19 protein-coding genes, 1 pseudogene and 1 riboswitch are annotated in these 24600 nt (G+C 39.0%); of the genes and pseudogenes, 18 read left to right on the top strand and 2 right to left on the bottom strand.

Features of this window, described 5'->3' with window-relative positions:
* Window positions 1-16 precede the first annotated feature (16 nt).
* The 7 genes from yfmF (at window position 17) to rny (ending at window position 9619) form a co-directional block, all read left to right on the top strand.
* Complete coding sequence (gene yfmF, locus PYW34_RS11690) at window positions 17-1285, top strand: EF-P 5-aminopentanol modification-associated protein YfmF (protein WP_002287428.1); 1269 nt, start codon at window positions 17-19, stop codon at window positions 1283-1285.
* Complete coding sequence (gene yfmH / locus PYW34_RS11685; RefSeq protein WP_002287425.1) at window positions 1278-2564, top strand: EF-P 5-aminopentanol modification-associated protein YfmH; 1287 nt, start codon at window positions 1278-1280, stop codon at window positions 2562-2564. Before yfmF ends, yfmH begins: the two co-directional genes overlap by 8 nt.
* 738 nt (window positions 2565-3302) lie before the next feature.
* Complete coding sequence (locus tag PYW34_RS11680) at window positions 3303-4226, top strand: RodZ domain-containing protein (protein WP_002287423.1); 924 nt, start codon at window positions 3303-3305, stop codon at window positions 4224-4226.
* A 208-nt stretch (window positions 4227-4434) separates the two neighbouring features.
* Entirely contained in the window at window positions 4435-5013 is a 579-nt protein-coding gene (pgsA, locus tag PYW34_RS11675; RefSeq protein WP_002296025.1) for a CDP-diacylglycerol--glycerol-3-phosphate 3-phosphatidyltransferase, read from the top strand.
* A gap of 239 nt (window positions 5014-5252) precedes the next feature.
* Window positions 5253-6494, top strand: a complete 1242-nt coding sequence (locus tag PYW34_RS11670; RefSeq protein WP_002296026.1) for a competence/damage-inducible protein A — start codon at window positions 5253-5255, stop codon at window positions 6492-6494.
* Window positions 6495-6602: 108 nt separating this feature from the next.
* Window positions 6603-7652 carry a recombinase RecA gene (gene recA / locus PYW34_RS11665; protein ID WP_002287328.1) on the top strand — a complete coding sequence of 350 codons (1050 nt, stop codon included), beginning with the start codon at window positions 6603-6605 and terminating at the stop codon, window positions 7650-7652.
* 410 nt (window positions 7653-8062) lie between these two features.
* On the top strand, window positions 8063-9619 hold the full coding sequence (gene rny, locus PYW34_RS11660) for a ribonuclease Y (protein ID WP_002287336.1): 1557 nt from the start codon (window positions 8063-8065) through the stop codon (window positions 9617-9619).
* A gap of 78 nt (window positions 9620-9697) precedes the next feature.
* Here the strand turns inward: rny and proC are convergent, their stop codons facing one another.
* Entirely contained in the window at window positions 9698-10504 is an 807-nt protein-coding gene (proC, locus tag PYW34_RS11655; protein ID WP_002296027.1) for a pyrroline-5-carboxylate reductase, read from the bottom strand.
* 140 nt (window positions 10505-10644) lie between these two features.
* Between proC and mprF the strand changes: the two genes are divergently transcribed.
* From mprF to thiT, 9 genes are all read left to right on the top strand, one after another.
* Window positions 10645-13218 (top strand): bifunctional lysylphosphatidylglycerol flippase/synthetase MprF, encoded by a 2574-nt coding sequence (gene mprF / locus PYW34_RS11650; RefSeq protein WP_002287340.1) that lies wholly within the window; start codon window positions 10645-10647, stop codon window positions 13216-13218.
* Window positions 13219-13371: 153 nt separating this feature from the next.
* On the top strand, window positions 13372-14223 hold the full coding sequence (ispE, locus tag PYW34_RS11645) for a 4-(cytidine 5'-diphospho)-2-C-methyl-D-erythritol kinase (RefSeq protein WP_002296028.1): 852 nt from the start codon (window positions 13372-13374) through the stop codon (window positions 14221-14223).
* A gap of 244 nt (window positions 14224-14467) precedes the next feature.
* Window positions 14468-15406: a metal ABC transporter substrate-binding protein gene (locus tag PYW34_RS11640; protein WP_002287342.1), complete on the top strand. Its 939-nt coding sequence runs from the start codon at window positions 14468-14470 to the stop codon at window positions 15404-15406.
* 22 nt (window positions 15407-15428) lie between these two features.
* A complete protein-coding gene (locus PYW34_RS11635; RefSeq protein WP_002287343.1) occupies window positions 15429-16109 on the top strand; it encodes a metal ABC transporter ATP-binding protein in 681 nt (226 codons plus the stop codon).
* On the top strand, window positions 16082-16906 hold the full coding sequence (locus tag PYW34_RS11630; protein WP_002287344.1) for a metal ABC transporter permease: 825 nt from the start codon (window positions 16082-16084) through the stop codon (window positions 16904-16906). The genes PYW34_RS11635 and PYW34_RS11630 overlap by 28 nt, the downstream gene beginning before the upstream one ends.
* A gap of 166 nt (window positions 16907-17072) precedes the next feature.
* Entirely contained in the window at window positions 17073-17891 is an 819-nt protein-coding gene (gene purR, locus PYW34_RS11625; RefSeq protein ID WP_002287345.1) for a pur operon repressor, read from the top strand.
* A 502-nt stretch (window positions 17892-18393) separates the two neighbouring features.
* Window positions 18394-19767: a bifunctional UDP-N-acetylglucosamine diphosphorylase/glucosamine-1-phosphate N-acetyltransferase GlmU gene (gene glmU, locus PYW34_RS11620; protein WP_002287346.1), complete on the top strand. Its 1374-nt coding sequence runs from the start codon at window positions 18394-18396 to the stop codon at window positions 19765-19767.
* A 93-nt stretch (window positions 19768-19860) separates the two neighbouring features.
* The gene (locus PYW34_RS11615; protein WP_002287347.1) at window positions 19861-20832 is read left to right on the top strand and encodes a ribose-phosphate diphosphokinase; all 972 of its coding nucleotides are present in this window, start codon (window positions 19861-19863) and stop codon (window positions 20830-20832) included.
* A gap of 5 nt (window positions 20833-20837) precedes the next feature.
* Window positions 20838-20940, top strand: a riboswitch (TPP riboswitch).
* A 65-nt stretch (window positions 20941-21005) separates the two neighbouring features.
* Window positions 21006-21575, top strand: a complete 570-nt coding sequence (gene thiT / locus PYW34_RS11610; RefSeq protein ID WP_002296029.1) for an energy-coupled thiamine transporter ThiT — start codon at window positions 21006-21008, stop codon at window positions 21573-21575.
* An 80-nt stretch (window positions 21576-21655) separates the two neighbouring features.
* Here the strand turns inward: thiT and PYW34_RS11605 are convergent.
* A pseudogene (locus tag PYW34_RS11605) lies at window positions 21656-22429 on the bottom strand (hypothetical protein).
* A gap of 266 nt (window positions 22430-22695) precedes the next feature.
* On the opposite strand from PYW34_RS11605, the gene PYW34_RS11600 reads away from it, so the two are divergent.
* Together PYW34_RS11600 and PYW34_RS11595 are read left to right on the top strand one after the other, a co-directional pair.
* Window positions 22696-24396, top strand: coding sequence for a patatin-like phospholipase family protein (locus PYW34_RS11600; RefSeq protein ID WP_002287350.1), 1701 nt, complete (start codon window positions 22696-22698; stop codon window positions 24394-24396).
* Complete coding sequence (locus PYW34_RS11595) at window positions 24366-24584, top strand: YdbC family protein (RefSeq protein ID WP_002287352.1); 219 nt, start codon at window positions 24366-24368, stop codon at window positions 24582-24584. Before PYW34_RS11600 ends, PYW34_RS11595 begins: the two co-directional genes overlap by 31 nt.
* The last annotated feature ends 16 nt before the right edge of the window (window positions 24585-24600 follow it).

Genomic DNA, 24600 nt, shown 5'->3' with positions numbered 1-24600 from the left:
AAAGGAGCATATAAATATGGTGTATCAATTGGCAGAAGGCGTGAATCTTCATGTCTTACCAACAAAACAATACAAAACGATCCGGATTTTTATCCGTTTTACTGCGCGTCTGCAACAAGAAGTCATCACGAAACGTTCACTTCTCAGCAGCATGTTGGAAACAAATAGTTTGAATTATCCGGATCAGACAAAGTTAAGTGCGCAACTTGCAGAGCTTTATGGCGCAAGCTTTGGATTATCAGTTAGAAAAAAAGGAAATTTACATTGGCTAAACGCAGGGATCAGTTTTGTGAATGGTGAATATGTCAATGATCCAAACCTTTTTTCTCAAGCGGTAGATTTTTTAAAAGAGGTTTTATTTTATCCAAATATTAAAAATCATCAGTTTGATCAGTTGACGTTTGACTTGGAAAAGAACAATCTGCGTCTATATTTGGAAAGTTTGAAGGAAGATAAACAAACTTTTGCTTCCTATGCCTTGCAAGAACTTTATTTTGAAAACAGCCCGGAACAAAAGATCCCAGGGTTGGGCGTAGTCGAAGATTTGGACAAGATCACTGCTAGTTCGCTAGCGTCCTACTATCAAGAAATGATGGCAAATGATCAAATCGACATTTTTGTTGTCGGCGATGTTGATCCGGACAAAGCAGCTGAAGCAGTTGGGCAATTACCATTTGAGTCGCGGGAAACAGTTTATCCAGATCTGTTTTATACCCAACCTCAAGTGAATATCGTGAAGGAACGACAAGTACGTGAGCCAATCGTTCAAGCAAAGCTGAACCTAGCTTATCAGACAAATGTGTATTACGATGAACCAGAACGTTTTGCGCTAATGGTCTTTAACGGTTTATTTGGCGGTTTTCCTCACTCTAAACTTTTCATGAATGTCAGAGAGAAAGAAAGTCTAGCTTATTATGCCTCTAGTAGCGTGGATACGTTCCGAGGATTCATGAGTGTCCAAACCGGTATCGATGAAAAGAACCGAAATCAAGTACTTCATCTGATTCACGAGCAATTAGAAAGTTTGCGAAATGGTGAAATAACAGAGTTGGAACTGTCTCAGACAAAAGCAATGCTGAGAAACCAATATCTGCTTTCTCTAGACTCTCCGCAAGCGGCAATCGAAGCTTCTTTTTTGGACAGCTGGCTGCCGGAAACAAAATTATCTGATGAAGAATGGTTGAAACGTATGGAGAGCGTAACGATCAAAGAGATACAACAAGTAGCTGAGCAAATCGAATTGCAGGCAATCTTCTTTTTAGCAGGAGGAAATGCAAATGAATAAAACAGAATATGAGCAAATCAATGAAACACTTTATCATGAAGTACTGCCAAACGGTTTGACCGTGTATTTGTTGCCTAAAAATGACTATCACAAGACATATGGTTTGTTCAGTACGAATTATGGTTCGATCGATAACGAATTTATTCCCTATGGTGAAAAAGAAAAGGTGAAAGTTCCAGATGGAATTGCCCATTTTTTAGAACATAAGTTGTTTGAAAAAGAAGATGGTGATGTCTTTCAATTATTTGGGAAACAAGGAGCTTCCGCCAATGCTTTCACAAGTTTTACGAAAACCAGCTATCTGTTTTCTACGACGGATCAGGTAGAAAAGAATCTGACGACTCTGATCGATTTTGTACAAGCACCTTACTTCACAGAAGAAACTGTAAACAAGGAAAAAGGAATCATCGGTCAGGAAATCCAAATGTATGAAGACGACCCTAACTGGCGGATGTTTTTTGGCATACTAAATAACTTGTATCCTACACACCCATTGCATATCGATATTGCGGGCACGGTTGAAAGTATCGACAAAATCACAGCTCAAGACTTGTATACGTGCTATCGGACGTTTTATCAGCCAAGCAATATGGTTTTATTTGTAGTTGGTAAGATGGAGCCTGAGAAATTGATGAAACTTATTCGGGAAAACCAAGAAGCAAAAAATTTCCCTCCAAAGCAAGAAATTGTACGTTATTTCCCTGAAAACACAAAAGAAATCATCAAACAAAGTGCATTGGAAGCAGCCATTACACGAGATAAATTTGTACTTGGTATTAAAGGATTAGACACATTGCCGCAAGAAGGAACAGAACTGTTACGCTATAAAACAGCAATCAATCTGTTGTTCCAAATGATTTTAGGCAATACTTCTCGAAACTATCTAGCGATGTACAATCAAGGAATTATCGATGACAGCTTTGGTTTTGAATTCAGCTTGGATCGTGAATTTCACTTTGCGGACTTCAGCGGAGATACGGACGAACCAGAGAAAGCAGCAGAAAAAGTCAAAGAAATCATTCTTGGATTCGCTGATGATCCGGAAGTGTCAGAAACAAATCTCGATTTGCTGAAGAAGAAAATGCTTGGACAATATTTCCAATCATTAAATTCGATCGAATATATTGCCAATCAATTTACGCAAAGTTTATTTGGCGATCGAACTTTATTTGATCTTCCTGAAATCATCGATTCGATCCAAATGAAAGACGTACTGGCAGCTGGGGAAGCATTTATAAGTGAAGAGGCCTTCAGCGAGTTTTACATGAGACCAAAATAAACCAGTATTTTATGAGGAAAAGTCTTAAATTTCGTTTTAGACTTGTAGTAGGAACCTCCTCCAAAATCAGCTTTTATGGTATTCTTAGTTGTGTTGGAAAAATTAGTGAGAAAATAAAACAAATCATGCTCTCTTTTAATCAACTTATATTAAAATAAAATCAAACGAAGTAATCAAAGAGGTTGTGACAGAAGTGGTCAGCTTCAAGAAATAAGAAGGAATTTACGAAAATTGCTTCTCAAATTTTTGTGATATTTCGGCTTATTGCCGAAGAAGCTACTTCTGGAACACCGTGTACCAAGAGGTTGTGAAAAAGCTGCCCTGCATCAAGTAATAAGAACAGCCAAGTAAAAACAGCTTCTTAATGTTTTTAACTTGGTTGGACTTATTACCGCAGATGCAAGCTTTTGAACACCGTTTAAGGAAGAGGTTGTGAAATCAGCGTTTTGACCTGAGTATTAGAGAAACATACGGAAAAATATCTCCTTATATTTTGCCGGTTTTTGAGCTAATACCGAGGAACAGCTGATTGAACACCGTTTAAGAAAGAGGTCGTGAGCCTGCCGTTTAACTCCGAGTCACAAGGAACAAGTTCAAAAAACAGCTTCTTATATTTATTGGATATTGTGACTTGTGACAGAGGAGTTGGCAGGAGAACAATGTTTATTCGGAAAAAAGGAGCTGTGACATGACTTTTGTCACAGCACCCAAACATAACGTCTTTCGTTGCAACAGCAGATGCTTCGGAGAATCAAACAGACTGGAGAAGATGAACGAGTGGCTTTTGAAACCATCGGAGAAAAATTACGGCAAGCACGCCTGAATAAAAAAATATCTTTAGATGAATTACAGCAGATTACAAAAATTCAAAAACGTTATTTGGAAGCAATCGACAATGATGATTTTGACCAATTGCCTGGTAAATTTTACGTGCGGGCATTTATTCGGCAATACGCTGAAGCTGTAGGAGAAGATGGAGACCATTTAGTCGATGTTTTTGATGGGAAAAGCAAATTGACAGGATCGGTCCCTGAACGTCCGCAGCCTGAAACAGTAAGTACTTCTAGAAAAGCAATGCATCAGGAAGAATCGCATCCAAGTCGCTTTTGGACAAGTCTTCCTGTCATTTTATTAGGATTGGTTGCTTTGGCGATTGTCGTTGTCGTGGGCTATATGACTTGGCAAGATCGTCAAGCTGATCCAATAATCGGAGACACAGCTTCTTCGCTTAAAGTAGAAGGATCAGTCGAGGAGTCCTCTTCCTCAGAGCAAAGCACGCAGACCAAAGAGTCTTCTACAGTAGAATCAACAACAAAATCAAGTGAAGAAAAGAAAATGGCAATAGCTACAGGAGAAGATTCTGGCAGTGCCATCGCAGTAAATATCACAGACGCTACCAAGCCTGTAACCCTTGAATTTACTGCTGTCAATCGTGTATGGTTAGGTGTGCTAGTAGACAATGCCTATGTTTATCAAGGGACACTGGCAGCAAATGAAACACAGAGTACCGTGTTACCGGAAACAGCAACAAATGCGACCATCACGATTGGTGCAGCAAGCAATGCAACGATCAAAGCGAATGGAGAATCCGTACCAGTTAATCCAGGGGAAAACAATCAGAGTCCAAAAAATGTGAACCTTACTCTTCAATACGCAGAATGATCGTATAAATTAGTTTACGCATCTGTTTACTTGTAGGTATAAAAAAGAAGGATCGTGACAAATCTGTGTCGCGGTCCTTCTTCGTTAATTCAAAAAGATCAATTTCAATAAAAATACTCCTTTGAATAAATTCATTTGGAAAAGTAAATAATATCGGTGGAAACTTCGCTGATAGTCACGTAGAATAGGGAAGAAAGGAGTCGATAGTGTGAATTTACCAAATAAATTAACTGTACTTAGAATTTGTATGATCCCGATTTTCATTTTGGTTGTAGGTTTACCTTTAGATTGGGGACAATTTAACGTAGGAGACACCACACTGGCTGTCACACAGCTAGTAGGTGCAGTTATTTTTGCTTTAGCTAGTATCACAGACTGGTTAGATGGAAAAATTGCCCGTGCGCGAGGCCTTGTCACTAATTTTGGCAAGTTTGCGGACCCGTTGGCAGATAAAATGCTAGTTATGACTGCTTTTATCATGTTGGTTGACCAAGGAAAGGCCCCTGGTTGGGTAGTAGCGATCATTGTCTGTCGTGAATTAGCCGTCACAGGCTTGCGTTTACTACTTGTCGAACATGGAGAAGTCATGGCTGCAGCTTGGCCGGGAAAAGTCAAGACGGCTACACAAATGGTTGCTATTATCTTGCTGTTTATCAATAATATCCCATTCAGCCTGATCGGTATTCCAGTAGATCAAATCATGCTTTATGCTTGTCTGATCTTTACTATCTATTCAGGTGTGGATTACTTCATCAAAAACAGCGGTGTGTTCAAAGGATCAATGTAAGTATCGTTTAGTGGAGAGGTTGTGAGCCTGCCGTCTAACTCTGAGTCACAAGGGATAATTTCAAAAAACAGCTTTTCATGTTTTATGTATATTGTGACTTATGACCGAGGTTTTGGCAGGAGAACACTGTTTATTTGGAACAAGGAGCTGTGACAAGATTTTTGTCACAGCTCCTTGCCCTCTTTTTAAATAAAAAAATATAAAAATACAGCGTATACTATATAAGGGAGCGGGAAGTAATGAAAGCAGAAATAATAGCTGTCGGAACAGAACTTTTACTAGGACAAGTCGTGAATACGAATGCCACTTTCTTGTCAGAACAGCTAGCTGATCTAGGTATCGAAGTTTATTATCAAACAGTTGTAGGAGATAATCAGCAGCGTTTAGAAGAGTTGATTGCTCTAGCTGAAACAAGAAGTGAACTCATACTCTTATGTGGCGGATTAGGACCGACAGAAGATGACCTGACAAAAGAAGCAACTGCGGCTCACCTCGGTAAGTCTCTCATACAAAATACGGAAGGATACAAAAAATTATTGGCATATTTTGAAACAACCCATCGAAAAATGACCAAAAACAATCTGCAACAGTCCCAGATTATCGAAGGCGGGGTTCCTCTACCAAATCGTACAGGGCTTGCTTTAGGGACTTTTTATCAAACAGATACACATGCGTATATCCTTCTTCCCGGTCCGCCTAATGAGTTGAAACCAATGTTTGTGGAACAAGTACGTCCTTTACTAGAGGAACGTTTTCCTTCTGAAGAAAAACTAATTTCTAAAGTTTTGCGCTTTTATGGGATTGGTGAATCGCGACTGGTCACTGAGCTAAAAGATCTGATTGAGACACAGATCAATCCAACGATCGCACCATATGCCAAACCAAATGAAGTGACATTACGACTGACAGTGAAAACAAATGATGTTCAGGCAGGGAATCAAGCTCTTTTAGCATTAGAAGAAAAAATCCAAGAACGAGTAGGGGAATATTTTTATGGATACGGCGATGATAATTCGCTAGCAAAAGTCGTAGTGGAACTACTGAAAGAAAACAAGCAGACTGTAACAGCAGCGGAAAGTTTGACAGCCGGCGCCTTCCAAGCCGCATTAGGCGACATTGCTGGTGTATCTGAAGTATTTCCAGGCGGATTCGTTACCTACTCGCTCCAAACAAAAGCTGGTTTTCTGGAGATTGATCCGGAGCTATTAGCAGAATATGGAACAGTCAGCAAAGAATGTGTGGAGCAGATGGCCATTCAAGCACGTGAGATAGCAAGAACAGATTACAGTGTAGCTTTCACCGGAGTGGCTGGACCGGACACGTTAGAAGGTCAATCTGCAGGAACAGTATGGATCGCTATTTCATCTAAAGACGGCGTGGTTTCGGAAAAATATCACTTTGCCAGAGATCGTGCTGCTATCAGATATAATGCGGTTATGCAAGGATTTGATCTTTTGAGAAAACAGCTTTTAAGAAAATGATAAATGCGAATATTTGTTCGGTTTTTTCTTGCTTTTTTTCACTAAAAAAGATATGATAAGGATAATGAAATGTTGCTCTGATTTGTAAATATAAGGAGGATTATCGTATTGGCAGATGATCGTAAAGCAGCCTTAGATGCTGCACTGAAAAAAATTGAAAAGAGCTATGGTAAAGGCTCTATTATGAAATTGGGCGAAAAAATCGACCAACAAATCTCTACAATTCCAAGTGGCTCTCTTGCGTTAGATGTCGCTTTAGGTGTCGGCGGTTACCCCCGTGGACGTATCATCGAAGTATATGGACCTGAAAGTTCAGGTAAAACAACAGTTGCACTACACGCTATTGCAGAAGTACAAAAAAATGGCGGAACGGCCGCTTTCATTGATGCTGAGCATGCGTTAGATCCGCAATATGCACAAAAATTAGGTGTGAATATCGATGAACTACTTCTTTCACAGCCTGACACAGGAGAACAAGGTCTAGAGATCGCTGATGCTTTAGTATCAAGTGGGGCTGTAGATATCGTAGTAGTCGATTCAGTTGCTGCTTTAGTTCCACGAGCAGAAATCGACGGCGAAATGGGTGACTCACATGTCGGGTTACAAGCACGTTTGATGTCTCAAGCATTGCGTAAACTCTCTGGTTCGATCAACAAAACAAAAACAATCGCTATTTTCATCAACCAAATCCGTGAAAAAGTAGGCGTGATGTTTGGGAATCCAGAAATCACTCCTGGAGGACGCGCATTGAAATTCTACGCAACGATCCGTTTGGAAGTACGTCGTGCAGAACAATTGAAACAAGGTACAGATATTGTTGGTAACCGTACAAAGATCAAAGTCGTAAAAAACAAAGTAGCACCTCCTTTCAAAATCGCTGAAGTAGATGTCATGTATGGTTTAGGGATCTCACAAGAAGGAGAACTTCTAGACATGGCAGTAGAAAAAGACATTGTTGATAAAAGCGGTGCTTGGTATTCTTATAAAGAAGATCGGATTGGTCAAGGACGGGAAAACGCTAAAATCTATATGGCTAATCATCCTGAAATGATGGCAGAAGTTTCTGCTCTAGTTAGAGCAGCTTATGGTATTGGTGAAGAAGTCGCTGTCCCAGAAGATGAAAAAGGACAAGAAGAATTGCCTTTAGTAGAAGAATAAAAATTATGATAAACAAAAACGGCTGGTCTGAAGAGTAGGTACTCTCCTTGACCTGCCGTTTTTTTATTGAATAAAGAAATCGTGAGTTATTTAATTATACGAGTGGGTACATAAAATAAAAATATCTGTTCATCTACAAAGAATAATTTAATAGAAAAGTTTCTCAATTTAAAGGTTTACCTATATGAAACTAGTGTCATTTATTTTAAAAACCATCGTTTAATGAATAAGTAGAAAGCCGTTTCTTTGTTTATTTAAAGTTGACACTACGGGGTACAAACATTAGAATAAAGTTGTGCATGTTTTTTGTACACATATATGCGAAGATGCATATTGACGAGTTTAGAATAATTTATCATAGAAGCTGTATAGATGATAAAAATGAAAAAGATAGTATGGAGGTGGATTTTATGGTATTCAACATTCTCCTCGCTATCATCGGTTTAATTGTCGGTCTTGGTTTAGGGTTTATGGTCGCAAAGTCACGTCACGAGAAAGAAATAGCTGGTGCACAATCATCAGCTGCTGGAATCATCGATAGTGCAAAAAAAGAAGCAGAAACTCTAAAAAAAGAAGCATTGTTAGAAGCTAAGGAAGAAAATCAGAAATACCGTTCTGAAGTTGAAAGTGAGCTGAGAGAAAGTAAGTTAGAATTAAAATCTCAAGAGAATCGTTTGATTCAACGCGAACAAACGCTGAATCGTAAAGATGACTCGTTAGAAAAACGCGAGAACTCACTTGAAAGTAAAGAAGAAGCACTTAGTTCAAAACAGCAATTAATTGAAGAGCGAGAAAAAGACGTTGAAAAAATGATTGAAGATCAACAAAAAGAACTAGAAAAAATTGCTGGTTTATCAAAAGAGGACGCACGAGATGTCATCATGAAATCGACTGAAGAAGAGCTGAATCATGAGTTAACTCTAATGGTAAAAGAATCTGAACAGCGTGCCAAAGAAGAAGCAGATCGCAAAGCGAAAAACTTATTATCATTAGCGATTCAACGCTGCGCAGCAGATCAAGTTTCAGAAACGACTGTTTCAGTCGTTACCCTTCCGAATGATGAAATGAAAGGTCGTATCATTGGACGAGAAGGTCGTAATATTCGAACGCTTGAGACGCTGACTGGTATCGATTTAATCATCGATGATACACCGGAAGCAGTTGTTCTTTCCGGATTCGATCCAATCCGAAGAGAAATCGCACGGATGACCTTGGAAAAACTGATACAAGATGGACGAATCCATCCAGCGCGTATCGAAGAAATGGTCGAGAAATCTCGTAAAGAAATGGATGAACGTATTCGCGAATACGGGGAAGAGGCAGCGTTTGAAGTCGGTGCTCATACACTTCATCCAGATCTAATCAAGATCATCGGACGTCTGCGATTCAGAACTAGTTATGGACAAAACGTCTTGAAGCATTCGGTCGAGGTTGCAAAATTAGCTGGTATCTTAGCAGCAGAGCTTGGCGAAGATATCCAATTAGCAAAACGTGCCGGGTTGCTCCATGATATTGGGAAAGCACTTGACCATGAGATTGAAGGATCTCACGTTGAGATCGGTGCGGAATTAGCTGCCAAGTACAAAGAAAACCCAGTAGTAATCAACGCGATCGCTTCTCATCATGGAGATGTGGAAGCTACTTCTGTTATCTCTGTCCTTGTAGCTGCAGCAGATGCGCTCTCAGCAGCAAGACCTGGTGCGCGAAGTGAATCATTAGAAAACTACATCCGTCGTTTAAGAAGTCTGGAAAATATTTCGAACAGCTTCGCCGGTGTAGAATCAAGTTACGCAGTTCAAGCTGGACGCGAAGTTCGGGTAATGGTCAAGCCAGAAGAAATCTCGGATTTAGACGCTGTTCGTTTAGTACGTGATATTCGTAAACGAATCGAAGAAGAACTGGATTATCCTGGACACATCAAAGTAATCGTTATTCGGGAAACTCGTGCAACTGATTATGCTAAATAATAAAAAATACAAAAGAAGAGCCGCGGCAAAAGCCACAGCTCTTCTTTTTTTGTAAGGCACGAAAAAACATTGCTATCATTATTTTTTATTCAACATCTCAAGATCTTTCTCGATCGTCGTATTGATTCCTTTGATGATTGCTGGGATGAATCCTGCTTCTTCTAAGGCAACTACACCTGCAACAGTTGTACCGCCAGGAGAAGAAACTTGGTCTACAAGTTCCCATGGATTTTTATCACTTGAAAGGAATTTTTGACAAGAACCCATAATTGCTTTTGCAGCAATCTCAGTGGCTGTCTGTTTGGACAAACCATTCAGTACACCAGTCCGTCCCATCGCATCGATCAGCATGTAAACGAATGCGGGTGAGCTGCCAGCAAGGCCAATGAATGTACTGAAATCTGATTCTGCTAAAGGATAGACGCTGCCGATTGCTTCAAAAATCATCGTAGCTTGCTGAAGCTGTTCCTCCGTGGCAGCTTCATTTTTGCAAATCGCAGAAACGCCTGCTCCTACGCTGACATTGACATTCGGCATCACACGTACGATGGAGGCCTGAGGATCTTCAAGCGCTGTTTCTAAATCTGTTAATGATTTTCCTGAAGCAATAGAAATGAATAAGACTTTCTGGCTATATTCTCTTAGTTCTTCCAATACTTTTTCAATGATTTTTGGTTTCACGGCTAAAAGAACGATATCTGATTGTGATGCAACTTCCTGATTACTTTTGCATGCATGGACGCCAGTTTCAGCAGCAAATTTTTGTGCATTTTCAAAATGTCCACTGGAAACGAACACCTCTTCTTTCGAGACTGTTCCTTTTTTTAATAAACCATCAATAATAGCTTGTGCCATATTCCCTGTGCCGATAAATCCTACTTTCATGTTATCCTCTCCTTTAGCATTAGGATATCTTTCTTTTTCTATCATCGCAAGCAAAGAACAGGTCTAAAGTGGAAAAATTAAAATAAATAAGATAACATTGGGGTATGACACAAAAGTATACAAGTTAGGAATGGGAAAATGTGAAAAATAAACGATACTTGATGCTGCAATGGATAAAGGAACATAGTCTGATTTTAAAACTGATTTTTTTCGGCTCCGTGTTAGTCTTTGTGGCAAATCAAGTCGCAAATATTGCTAATGGCATGAGTTGGCAAGATATTTGGCAAAGGATGGGACAACAAAGCCGCATGACGATCCTGCTCATGATTCTGGCTGGACTGCTGGGTGTCACTCCGATGTTGTTGTATGATTGGGTGACGATCAGAGTCTTAGAAAAACAAGGAAAACCAAAAATGGAAAGAAAAGAGTTTCTTCTTGCTGCGTGGGTAACAAACACGATCAACAATCTCGCCGGTTTTGGTGGTGTGGTAGGAGCAAGTCTGCGGGCTAGTTTTTATGGAAAGCAGACAAATAGAAAAATGGTTTTAGCCACTGTATCAAAAGTCGCACTATTTATGCTGACTGGTTTGTCTGTATGGTCGTTTCTTACATTTATTGATGTCTTTTTTATTCAGTCAGAAAGTATTTTTCGAAGCTATTGGATCTGGCTTTTCGGCGGTAGTTTTTTAGCACCAGTCATTTTCTTTTTTGCTTATCTAAAGAGAAAGACATTGTTCTTCGAGTTTTATCCAAAAGGCTTGCTTGGTCTGCTACTGGCATCCTTTGGACAATGGACGGGAGCCCTTGCGGTATTTTTGATCATCGGCAAGTTGATGAGAATAGATATTTCGATGCTTTCGATCTATCCTATGTTCATGATTGCTACATTGATAGGAATGCTGACGATGGTCCCAGGTGGAATGGGGACTTTTGACGTTTTGATGATCTTAGGAATGAGTCAATTGTCTGTTCGGCAAGATGTAGCAGTAGTTTGGCTATTATATTATCGGTTGTTTTATTATGTTCTACCTTTTATGACGGGACTTCTATTGTTCATCACACATACAGGAGTCAAAATCAATCGATTTTTAGATAACATTCCGCGACTGTTTTTCCAAAAGGTTGCGCATATCGTGCTCGTAAGTGCTGTCTATTTTGCGGGGATCATGATGGTACTTCTATCAACAATCACTAATCTGTCTGCAATCAGTCGGCTATTTCAAGTATTATTGCCGTTCTCATTCAATTTTTTAGATCAGACAGTGAATCTATTGGTTGGCTTTTTATTACTCGGCCTTGCTAGAGCACTTTCAGTAAAAGTCAAAAAGGCATTTCTGCCTACGATTGCTTTACTATCTTTTGGTATTTTAAATACAATCACACGTACGTTATCTTGGCAGTTGATATTGGTATATGTCTTGATTCTGTTAGCTGTGTGGTTATCCAGAAAAGAATTTTATCGAACAAAATTCGTTTATTCTTGGGGAGCTATAATCTTTGATGCTAGCTTGTTCGGCTTTTTGTTTATCGTTTACGCAATTGCAGGCTATCACAGCGGACGCTTTTTAGTCGGTCGAATAACAGGAAATCATTTTATTTTGTTTCCTTCAGATGATGTGTGGTTCTCAGGGCTTATTGGTTTGGGCATCTCATTGCTAGCTTTAGTGGCGCTTTATCAATATTTAGCTGAAGATACTACGAAGCTTGGCAGTGAGTACGAAAAAGACCGTTTTGACCGTTTATTGGAAACATACGGAGGCACAGCTACAAGCCATCAGCTTCGCTTGTCAGGTTACAGTTATTTTTATTACCAAGAAGACGACCAAGATCAAGTCGTTTTTGGTTATCAGATCAAAGGAAACAAATGCTTTGTTTTAGGAGATCCAGTTGGCAATCCTAAAATGATGCGGGCAGCAACGAATCAGTTTATGAAACAAGCAGATTGTTTAGGCTATCAGCTTGCGTTTTATAAGATATCAGAAAGCTACGTAGTGATGCTTCATGAATTGGGTTTTCACTTCACGAAAGTAGGTGAAGCAGGGATTGTTGATCTAGCAACAGAAGACTTGTCTCGGCTGAGTCAGCAACTTGAATATCAACGTTTGATGAAAGAAGGATACCATTTTACTTGGTACGATCAACTGCCGGAAGAATTACATCAAGCTGTAAATGAAGTTTCACAAAAATGGCTTCAAGGTGCACGAGAAAAATACTTCTCTGTGGGACGATTTGATAAATCATATGTATTATCTAGCGGTGTCGGTATTGTCCGTAAAGATCAAAAAGTCGTTGGCTTCATCACCGCTCAGCCGATGACGAAGAAGCAGGCGGGATATGATTTGTTGCGGGTCTTACCTAAAGAATCTGAGGAATTAGCTGACTATCTGTTAGCCAATCTGTTTATTGTATACGAGAAAATGGGCTACTCGGAAGCCAATCTAGGCTTAGCTCCATTAGCTAATGTTGGAGAAACAGATTTTTCTTTCTTTCAAGAAAAAGTCATGCATATCGTATATAATTATGGTAATTTTTTCTATTCCTTCCAGTCTGCTTATGAAAAGAAATTAAAATATGTCGATCATTGGGAAGGACGTTATTTTGCTTATAGGAAAGGAAGTAATTTCGGATTTGCTACCATGCAGCTACTCAGTCTGATAGGAAAAGAAAAAGGAAATGTTCCGAGTTTGGCAGAAGAAGTGCTCACAGAATTATAAGAATCACTAGAACTTGTTTGGATTATGAAGAGAAAATTCTGTGAAAGCTGTTGAAACGATGACAAAATCAACCACTAGGCAGACATAAGCTATACTTTTATTTTTCCCTATGATAGAATACTTGCGACTTAGACTTTTCGAATGGGTGAGAGGATGGAATTGATTGAAAAAGCGCCAGCCAAGATAAATTTAGGACTGGATGTATTATATAGACGGCAAGATGGGTATCATGAGTTGGAAATGGTGATGTCGAGCGTAGACTTGGCAGATCATCTATTTTTTGAAGAAATAACAGAAGACAAAATCATTGTAGAAACAAATAAAGCATTTTTACCGGTAGATGAACGGAACAATGTTTATCAAGCTGCTTTATTGCTAAAAAATAAATACAATATCAAAACCGGTGTCAAGATCTTTGTTAAGAAGAATATTCCAGTAGCAGCTGGATTAGGCGGAGGAAGTACAGACTGTGCAGCTGCTCTAAGAGGGATCAACCAATTATGGAATCTGGGCTGTTCGTTAGAAGAACTGGCAGAAATCGGTTTGGAAGTCGGTACAGATGTTCCTTACTGTGTCTACGGAAGTACGGCATTTGTCGGTGGCAAAGGGGAAGAAATCCAAGTATTACCTTCTATGCCACAGTGCTGGGTTGTGTTGGTCAAACCAAGAATGAGTGTCTCTACACGTACAGTGTTTAGAGAAGTAGATACGCAAGCCATCCAACATCAAGACATCCACGGACTTGCTGAAGCCATCCGAGAGCAAGATTATCAGCAGATGATCAAAAAAATGGGAAACAGTTTAGAAGATATAACGGGAAAGCGGCATCCAGTCATCCATCAAATCAAAGAGCGTATGATCAAGTACGGAGCAGATGCTGCATTGATGAGTGGAAGCGGACCAACCGTTTTTGCCTTGTGTCAACATTATTCAAGAGCGCAGAGAGTATATAATGGGTTAAAAGGTTTTTGTGAGGAAGTTTATTTAGTACGAACCCTGCAATAAAATATAAGAAGTAAAATAGGTGATGAAAAACTGAGGAATCCTAAAATGGTATTCTTCAGTTTTTTATTGTAGTGAAATGGCTAGATATGAGCAGCAACTCATCCATTTTACGATTTAATCAAGAATATACATGCTTAAATCAGAAATTGATGGATTTCTATTGACTGTGTTTTTTTATTTTGATACATTAGTTCACGTTAATAAATCGTAAAATTCCGATTTGTTCATTGAAAGGAGCATATAAATGAAAAAATATCTTTTGACAGCTACGGTAATGATAGGTGCTTTACTGTTTGCAGCATGTGGAAATACGAACAAGGAAGCAGACAAAAAAGAGGATTTGACGATCGTTACGACTTTTTATCCGATGTATGATTTTACAAAAGAGATCGTAGGGGATGAAGGAAACGTGAAACTTTTGATCCCTGCTGGAACGGAGCCGCATGATTTCGAACCAAGTGCAAAAGAAAGAGCAGAAATTTCCGATGCAGATGTTTTCGTGTATAATAGTTCAGACATGGAATTTTTTGTGGATTCGTTAAAGGATTCAGTGGATAGCAAACAGACCTTGATGATCGAAGCAGCTAAAGGAATCGACCGTTTAGAATCGCAAGAAGCAGACGAACATGAAGAATCAGAAGAAGGGCATGGTCATTCACATGAATACGATCCACATGTTTGGCTCGATCCGGTATTAGCTATAAAAGAAGTCAGAACGATTGCTGAAGAATTAGGCGAAAAATATCCAGATAAAAAGGAAACTTTTACGAAGAATGCCGATGCTTATATCAAAAAGCTTGAAGCACTGGATCAAAAATACTCCGATGAGCTAAAAGATGCAACAAACCGCACATTTGTCACTCAGCATGCTGCTTTTGCTTATTTAGCGAATCAATACGACTTAAAACAAGTAGCGATTTCGGGCGTTTCACCAGATCAGGAACCCACACCAAGTCGCTTAGCTGAGCTAAAAGAATTTGTGAAGAAAAACAACATCAAAGTGATTTATTTTGAAGAAAATGCCTCTTCGAAGGTAGCTGAGACATTGTCGAATGAAACAGGAGTGAAGCTAGAAGTGTTGAATCCTTTAGAAAGCTTGACTAATGAACAAATCAAAGCAGGCGAAAATTATATTTCTGTCATGGAAAAAAATCTGAAAGCTTTAAAAGAAAGTATCAATTAAGTTTTAGAATGGAGGTTGTAAGGTGCGTTATATCGAAATATCTGATTTGACCTTTTACTATGATGATGAACCTGTACTAGAAGATGTCTCTTATCATGTAGATGCGGGTGAATTTGTCATTTTAACTGGAGAAAATGGAGCAGCCAAGTCAACCTTGGTGAAAGCATCGTTAGGATTACTGAAACCTTCAAAAGGAATGATAAAGATTGCTGAGAAAAATCAAGAAGGAAAAAAATTAAGTATCGGTTATATTCCTCAACAAGTTGCATCTTTCAATGCAGGTTTTCCTAGTACGGTGATCGAATTAGTCCGTTCAGGAAGATATCCAAGAGGCCGCTGGTTCAAGCGTCTCTCTGAAAAAGATCATCAACATGTACAGCGTGCTTTAGAAGCTGTAGGGATGTGGGATATGCGAAATCGGCGAATAGGTGAATTGTCTGGCGGACAAAAGCAGCGAATCAGTTTAGCGCGTATTTTTGCTACTGACCCTGACTTATTTGTTCTTGATGAACCAACAACAGGTATGGATGAAGAATCCAGAAATGAATTTTATCGTCTTCTCCGACATAGTGCGCATGTCCATGGGAAATCAGTTCTAATGATCACCCATGATCATGAAGATATCAAACAGTATGCGGACAGACAGATCCGACTGGTGAGAAAGGAGGATTCTCAATGGCGTTGCTTTCATATGAATTCATGAGAAGAGCGTTTCTTGCCGCTATCTTCATTGCCGGAATCGCCCCGATGCTAGGTGTGTTTTTAGTGATCAGAAGACAATCGCTGATGGCTGATACGCTTTCTCATGTCTCTTTAGCAGGGGTAGCGTTAGGATTCTTTTTGAACCTTAATCCTACACTTACGACCATGCTAGTCGTTGTATTAGCAGCTGTGATATTGGAGTATCTGCGAACGATCTACCGAACCTATTCAGAAATCTCCATTGCCATTTTAATGGCTGGTGGTTTGGCGCTAGCGTTAGTATTGATGAATTTGAGCGGAGGGAATTCAGCAACAAGTATCCAATCCTATCTGTTTGGTTCGATCGTGACCATTACATGGGAGCAAGTCATCTTTTTAGGAATCTTATTCGTTGCCATCGGTATATTGTTCTTTTTATTCAAACGGCCGATGTATGTTCTGACTTTTGATGAAGATACCGCCCACGTGGATGGGCTACCCGTTCATTTGATGTCGATGATGTTCAATGTGATTACTGGTGTGGCTATTGCTGTGATGATCCCGATTGCCGGTGCACTTTTGATATCCGCAATCATGGTTCTTCCCGCAGCAATCGGTATGCGATTAGGCAAAAGCTTCAATGTCGTGATTGCTATCAGTGTTTGTGTAGGATTTCTAGGGATGCTGTCAGGACTAACTAGCTCGTTTTATCTAGATACACCTCCAGGAGCAACAATCACATTAGTCTTTATTGCTTTGTTCCTGATTGTAAATATCATCAAACGAATATTGGTTGCCTTCAGAAGAAAAAATAACTAAATTATAAAGAAAAGAAGCCTTATAAAAACGAAAAATTTTTTATAGGCTTCTTTTTATTTTAATAAATACCGAACTATTTTCTTATTTTTTCATAAAATGCTCGAATTTTTGAAGAAAAACTTATATAATGTAAAACGATAAAATTTCTTAAAAGGAGTTGGAATAGGTGAAAGTACGTCGCAGTGAACGTCTAGTTGACATGACACAGTATTTATTGAATCACCCGCATGAATTGATTTCCTTAACAAGCTTTGCCGAACGTTATGAATCTGCTAAATCTTCTATCAGTGAAGATTTGGGAATCATCAAGAAAACATTTAAAGAACGAGGGTATGGAACCTTGGAAACAATCCCGGGTGCTGCAGGTGGTGTATTGTTCATCCCTGAAATTTCATATGAAGAGGCGAAAAAATATATTGAATCTCTAGCAGAACGTCTATCAGAACAAGACCGTCTGCTTCCAGGAGGATATGTTTATCTCTCTGATTTGTTAGGAGAACCTGAACTGCTGCGTCAAGTTGGAAGAATCATTGCTTCTAAATACCTTGGTGAAAAAATCGATGCTGTAATGACTGTAGCCACAAAAGGCGTACCTATTGCCCAAGCTGTGTCCTATTATCTGAATGCGCCATTCGTTATTGTACGCCGGGACTCAAAAATAACAGAAGGATCAACAGTAAGTGTCAACTATGTGTCTGGATCTTCTGAAAGAATTGAAAAGATGGAACTGTCTAAGAGAAGTTTGAAACGTGGTTCACGTGTCCTTGTAGTGGATGATTTCATGAAAGGCGGCGGAACAGTCAACGGAATGAAGAGCTTGATTGAAGAATTCGAATCAGAACTTGTTGGCATCACTGTATTTGCCGAATCAAAATTCAACGGTCATCGCGCCATCGATGATTATACGTCACTGCTTTATGTCAAAGATGTAGATACTCAAACGAAAAATATTACGGTTGTGCCAGGAAATTATTTTTCAGAATAAGAGGTTGTGAAAAAGCCGCTTAGTTTCGAGTAGTAAGAAAAATTTTGTGAAAATGGCTTTCCACATTTTTTCATAAATTTGGCTTAATACCGAGAAACTGGCTTTTGAACACCGTTTATCTAGAGGTTGTGAAATCAGCGTCCTGTCCTGAGTATTAGCTCAATAAACGGAAAAATTGCTCCTCATATTTTGCCGTTTATTGAGCTAATACCGAAGGTCAGCTGATTGAAAAACGTTTAATGAAGAGGTTGTAAGCCTACCGTTTAACTCTAAGTCACAAGAAACGATTTCAAAAAACAGCTTTTCATGTTTTATGAGTAGTGTGACTTGTGACCGAGGAGTTGGCAGGAGAGCACCGGTTACCAAATAGATAGGCCCGTTATGGTCTATCTATTTTTTTATCCAGAAAACGCTGGGATAAAAGAAAATCACTTGTTTTGTTGAAAAAATGGGTATACTGGGATAAACTGAAATCAGCAAACTATATTTAGGAGTGACGCAGTTGGACGCACGTTATGCAATTATTTTGGCGGCAGGGAAAGGTACCCGCATGAAGTCAAAATTATATAAAGTTTTACATCCCGTTTCTGGTAAACCTATGGTAGAACATATCATTAATCGGGTCAGTGAAACGAAACCAGATGAAGTGATTACGATCGTTGGACACGGAGCAGAACAAGTTAAAGCACAACTAGGAGAACGCAGTAAATATGCGTTACAAGCAGAACAATTGGGAACAGGACATGCTGTTTTGCAAGCTGCTTCTTTCTTGGAAGGAAAAAAAGGAACAACGTTAGTTATCAGTGGCGATACACCATTATTGACTACTGAAACGCTGAACAATCTTTTTGAATATCACCAAGGAAAAAATGCAAGTGCAACGATCTTGACGGCACAAGCAGAAAACCCAACAGGATATGGACGAATCATCCGTGACCATATTGGGATCGTAGAAAAAATCGTGGAACAAAAAGATGCAACACCAGAAGAAGCTCTTGTACAAGAAATCAATACAGGAACTTACTGTTTTGACAACGAAGCTTTGTTCGATGCGTTAAGCAAAGTTGGAACAAACAATGCTCAAGGTGAATACTATCTAACAGATATCATCGAAATCTTAAAAGAAGAAGGCCATACAGTTGCTGCTTATCAAACGGATGATTTTGAAGAATCAATGGGAGTCAATGATCGGATCGCGTTAGCTAAAGCAAATGAGATCATGAGAAAGCGAATTAACCAGATGCATATGGTCAATGGCGTAAGCTTTGTCGATTCAGCAACGACATACATCGATGCAGGCGTAGAAATCGGTCCAGACACATTGATCGAAGCAGGTGTACAAATCCAAGGAAATACAGTCATTGGTTCTGATTGTGTCATCGGGTCACATTCAAAAATCGTAGACAGTAGGATTGAGGATCACGTCGTCATTGAAAACTCAGTCATTGAAAGCAGCCATGTCAAGAAACATGCAGATGTGGGACCTTATGCACATTTACGACCAAAAGCTGAAATTGGCGAAAACGTCCATATCGGAAACTTTGTGGAAGTGAAAAATGCTCAAATCGGCAAAGGAACTAAAGTCGGTCACTTGACTTATGTTGGTGATGCTACGCTGGGAGAAGAAATCAATGTCGGATGTGGTGTTGTCTTCGTCAACTATGATGGAAAGAACAAACATCATACGACTGTCGGCGACCACAGCTTTATTGGTTCTAGCACGAATATCATCGGACCTGTCGAGGTAGCTAAAAACAGTTCGATTGCTGCCGGGTCAACAATTACAGACAATATTCCAGAATATGCGCTGGCAATTGCGAGAGCAAGACAAGTCAATAAAGAAGGATATGCAAAAAAACTCCCTTATCTAAACTAAGACTTTTGCAAAATCACTTGATTTATTTAAAAAATATGACTACTATTTATTAGGTAGAATTCTAGAGTTGTGAAAAAGAAAGTGGAGGTCCCCATGTCAAAACATTACTTTGACCCAAGATTAAAAATTTTTGCGTTAAATTCCAATCGCCCATTAGCAGAGAAAATTGCAGCAGCAGTCGGCGTCGAGTTAGGAAAATCATCTGTTACTCAATTTAGTGATGGAGAAATTCAAGTAAACATTGAAGAAAGTATTCGTGGATCGCATGTCTATGTTATTCAATCAACGAGCAGCCCAGTCAATGATAACTTGATGGAGTTGCTGATCATGATTGACGCACTGAAACGAGCAAGTGCAAAAACAATCAACGTAGTCATGCCTTATTATGGCTATGCGCGTCAAGACCGTAAAGCACGTGCACGGGAACCAATCACAGCGAAATTAGTAGCAAACATGATTCAAAAAGCTGGTGCAACAAGAATGCTGACTTTGGACCTTCATGCAGTCCAAATCCAAGGTTTCTTTGATATTCCAGTCGATCATTTGATGGGTGCGCCACTTATTGCCAATTATTTCTTAGAAAAAGGAATCAAAGGCGATGATGTTGTCGTTGTTTCACCAGACCATGGTGGTGTCACACGGGCACGTAAATTAGCGGAATTTTTGAAATCTCCGATTGCGATCATAGACAAACGCCGTCCAAAAGCAAATGTTGCAGAAGTAATGAATATCATTGGACAAGTCAAAGGCAAAACTTGTGTACTGATCGATGATATGATCGATACAGCAGGTACGATCACATTGGCTGCCAATGCTTTGAAAGAAGCTGGTGCAACTAGTGTGTATGCTTCATGTACACATCCAGTATTATCCGGCCCTGCTTTACAAAGAATAGAAGATTCAGCTATCGAGCGTCTAGTTGTTACAGACTCGATCTATCTTCCAGAAGATCGTAAAATCGACAAAATCGATGAAGTAAGTGTTGGCGGACTAATGGGAGATGCAATCAAACGTATCCATGAAAACAAACCAGTTAGTCCATTGTTTGAAACAAAAAATAAATAATAAATAAACTCACAAAGGGGAGTCCAATTGGGCTGAGATTGAATCTATTTCTAAACCCTTCGTACCTGTATCGGTTATGCGAGCGTAGGAATTGTGAATAAACAGCTGTTTGACTATTTTCGAAAGCTGCTTCCTCCTTTGTGACTTTTTTATTCAAAGGAGGAAGTTTTTTTATGGGAAAAAATAGAGTTTGGGTAGAAGGAACGATTGTTGCAGCGTTAGCGATGGTGTTGTCGTTGATTCCGATCCAGATCGGCAGCAGTTTTTCTATTTCATTAGGGCAGATTCCATTGACTCTTTTTGCGTTAAGAAGAGGGACAAAGGCAGGGATGCTGGCAGGTTTCATTTGGGGCATCCTACATTTTCCGTTGGGACAAGTTTATTATTTAAGTGTCGTTCAAGTGTTGATTGAGTACCCGATTGCCTATACTTTTGCAGGCGCAGCAGGGCTCATGGCTTCAAATGTCCAAAAAGGCTATGTAGACGATAATACGAAACAAATTAGAAAAAGCATCGTGTTTGGTGCATTGATTGGCGCACTTTCCAGATATTTTTGGCATTTTATTGCAGGAGTGGTTTTCTGGGGAGCGTATGCACTATGGGGGATGAATCCTTGGCTCTTTTCTTTCGTAATGAATGGTGCCAGCGGGTTGAGTACAGCTATTGTAACGATCATCGTTTTATTAGGGATCCAACAAACGACTCCTTCGATTTTTGTGCCAGATAAACGACAGGAGCTGTAAATAAAAAAGAAGCAAGAAACTTGAGACAGAATCATGTCCTAGTTTCTTGTTTCCTTTTTATTTTTTGATAAGAAATAGATCTACTTCAATGGCAGATAAGAAAGATCGGCATCTTCTACCAATTGCCAGTGTCGATCGGTGACAGAGTAGATTAAAGTAGCGATGATTTCCTCTTCTCGATACCGGGTGCCTTTTAATTTCCAAATATAATCTTCAATCACATAGATTGGGATACGATATTTACCATCGATCAAACCAACTTGATCAAAAGAAAAAATGATCCCTTCCTGCATCAAATTACGCATTTCTTTCAATAATTCCACACTGATTTTTTCAACAGGTGTTTCTTTTTTGAAAAAAGATTTTTTTACATTGATCTTATCTGACAAGATCGAACTTAATTTACTAGCAAAAATCCTATAAAATTCATCTAAATAGCGATAATAAATCCGATTCAGCTGATCATTAAGATCGAAGTATACAAAATTATTCTGTAGTTTATAAAAAAACGGCGAATGAAGATGTGTTTTCATATGACCAAAATATAATAATTCTGAAATTTCTAAAGGTGTCAATTCTTTCAGCATCGTTAAATCAGTAAAGTCGATCCACTTCAATTCATCGAATCCACGCCTGTTACGAGAAGAGGAAAAGAAACGCTGAATATTTTCTGTACCACGGATTACTTTCAGCCCTGTATGGGATTCATATTATCCAGCAGAAGCAGATGGATCAAGCAAGAGCAAGTTTTGAGGAAAATGCACGATACTGTTTGCAAAGTCAGTAGCAGTCAGCCCTTTTGTTAAAACAGCATTACTTGTGGTATCAATATGTACATAAACTGACTCAGTCATCATGTTCCTCCTCTTATTTCCTCTTAATCTCTTTTATTTTACAACATTTGCATTAAAAAAGCTTGTTTCTTTTATTTTAAAATTCCATTACAAAATCACGTTTTCATTAAAAACACTCTCATTTTCAATTAATTTTTGTGATTTTTGTATTTTTTTATTTAAAGGAGGTTTTATGAATTGTTTTCTTATGGAATCTACAAAGTCGAATACGAGACTCATGACCTTTTTATGACGTACTGGTATACTTGAAGAAAAAGGAGAGCGCGATGGAGATAAAAAAAGTTTACTTTTCACAGAAAATGTCGCTGTATTCGCCTATCCAGCAAGCAAAACAACCCCTTCCATTTTTTCAAAGTCATCAAGAAAGTAGAGACGCTTTTTGGCGTTCTGCAAAAAAGCAATGTGCTTTTAAAGCAGTATCGAAAAAATATACCGTCTATTTTACTATTGCTAAAAGTAGAGGAGATGTTATTTTTAATAATCTGTTGATTGAAGGTGAAACTTTTGAATGGAAAAAATTTTTTCGGTATATGGAAGCTTGCGCTCGTTTTTTTATTAAAGAAAACTGTTGTTTTTTATTTCAATCTCCTCTATCAGAAGAATGGTTGCGTATTTTTCATAAAAACGGCTATCAAGGAACCACACAATTAAATAAAAAGCTGGTCTATCATACAGCACTTGTTTTAGGTGGAGGAGGAGCGCACGGTGCTTATCAGATTGGTGTGTGGCAGGCGCTGAAGGAACATGATATCAACTTTGAGATTATCACAGGTACCTCGGTAGGTGCGTTGAACGGCGCATTGATTTTACAAGGAGATATGAAAAAAGCTGTGAATTTATGGAAAAAGCTGTCGACAAGACAAGTGCTTGCGTTACCAGAAATGGCTGCAGTTGAAGACCTTCGTGAACGCTTCTATCGAGAAAGACGCCAAATGACGAAAACAGCACTAATTGAAGGCGGGGTTTCTTCTGCTCCATTGGAAAAGATGGTCAAAGACAATTTGGATTTGTCCTTACTCAAACATAATCCCAAAATACGTTTATATACGGTGTCTACTAAACTGCCAGAACTAGCGGAAGTAGTGACTGATATCCAACAGACAAAAACAGAAGAAATACCAGATTGGATACTCGCCTCTGCTTCATTTTATCCCGCTATGGCTTATCGAAAGATCGGAAAAAATAAATATGCAGACGGTGGGTATCGCAACAAAATACCTATTGATATTGCGATTAACAAAGGAGCAACAGAGGCATTTGTCGTAGATGTGCAAGGGCCAGGCCCAGCGAAAAAAATTCGTATGCCAGACATTTTTATCCATTGGAAATGTCAAACATTGTGGACACTAGGCAGCTTTCTGCTTTTTGATAGCCAAAGGAACCAATTAAATTTACAATTAGGCTATCTGGAAATGAAAAAACGATTAGGCTATTACTATGGGAACTGGTATACATTTCATTCTGTTAAACCTGCAAGAACATACTGGCGAGGATTTTTGTCTTACTTAACAAAAGAAATTCAGTTAGAATTATCTTTTTTCAAAAGCATAAAATTTTGGCAAAAACTGCGTAATTTATATAAGAACAGGGTCGTACCAGAGACATGCGGATTGGCGATGCTAGAACTTTTAGCAAAAAAACATTTTTTACTGCCCAATGAAATCTATCAAGTAGACATGATGATTCAAATGATCTGCCAACAAGATATAAAAAGTATGCCGGATGATTTATTGGCACAAATTGGTCAATTAAGTACTGAAGAATGGCGAAGGTATCGAAAATACCAGCAAAAAATACAAAATGAGCGCACGAAAACTGTTTATTTTGATTATCTGCTACAAGGAAAACGCAAGGATCGTTTGCAGCATGAATTGCTTAAGCAACCAGTTGACACATTACTGATCCTATATTTATATTATCTCAAGGAGGAACAACCATGGCACAAGAATTTTCATATGAAATCGTAGAAGAAATCGCTATATTGTCAGAAAACAACAAGGGGTGGCGTAAAGAACTGAACCTAGTCAGCTGGAATGGTCGCCCGCCAAAATTCGATCTTCGAGATTGGGCGCCAGACCATGAAAAAATGGGGAAAGGCCTGACATTGACGAACGAAGAGTTTGAACAACTGCAAAAAGCAATAGAAAATATGTAATGAGGAAGGACCCTGT

Source organism: Enterococcus faecium, assembly GCF_029023785.1.
GTDB classification, from domain to species: Bacteria; Bacillota; Bacilli; order Lactobacillales; family Enterococcaceae; genus Enterococcus_B; species Enterococcus_B faecium.
Note: the sequence above shows the minus strand (reverse complement) of the source record. Positions and strands in the feature narration are given on the sequence as shown.

Bases quoted from the DNA above. Each gene is read 5' to 3' on its own strand.
- PYW34_RS11615 (WP_002287347.1), top strand. From the start codon at position 19,861: ATGTCAAAACATTACTTTGACCCAAGATTAAAAATTTTTGCGTTAAAT.
- yfmH (WP_002287425.1), top strand. From the start codon at position 1,278: ATGAATAAAACAGAATATGAGCAAATCAATGAAACACTTTATCATGAA.
- rny (WP_002287336.1), top strand. From the start codon at position 8,063: ATGGTATTCAACATTCTCCTCGCTATCATCGGTTTAATTGTCGGTCTT.
- yfmF (WP_002287428.1), top strand. From the start codon at position 17: ATGGTGTATCAATTGGCAGAAGGCGTGAATCTTCATGTCTTACCAACA.
- proC (WP_002296027.1), bottom strand. From the start codon at position 10,504: ATGAAAGTAGGATTTATCGGCACAGGGAATATGGCACAAGCTATTATT.
- PYW34_RS11595 (WP_002287352.1), top strand. From the start codon at position 24,366: ATGGCACAAGAATTTTCATATGAAATCGTAGAAGAAATCGCTATATTG.
- PYW34_RS11680 (WP_002287423.1), top strand. From the start codon at position 3,303: ATGCTTCGGAGAATCAAACAGACTGGAGAAGATGAACGAGTGGCTTTT.
- ispE (WP_002296028.1), top strand. From the start codon at position 13,372: ATGGAATTGATTGAAAAAGCGCCAGCCAAGATAAATTTAGGACTGGAT.
- PYW34_RS11640 (WP_002287342.1), top strand. From the start codon at position 14,468: ATGAAAAAATATCTTTTGACAGCTACGGTAATGATAGGTGCTTTACTG.
- PYW34_RS11600 (WP_002287350.1), top strand. From the start codon at position 22,696: ATGGAGATAAAAAAAGTTTACTTTTCACAGAAAATGTCGCTGTATTCG.
- PYW34_RS11670 (WP_002296026.1), top strand. From the start codon at position 5,253: ATGAAAGCAGAAATAATAGCTGTCGGAACAGAACTTTTACTAGGACAA.
- thiT (WP_002296029.1), top strand. From the start codon at position 21,006: ATGGGAAAAAATAGAGTTTGGGTAGAAGGAACGATTGTTGCAGCGTTA.
- PYW34_RS11630 (WP_002287344.1), top strand. From the start codon at position 16,082: ATGGCGTTGCTTTCATATGAATTCATGAGAAGAGCGTTTCTTGCCGCT.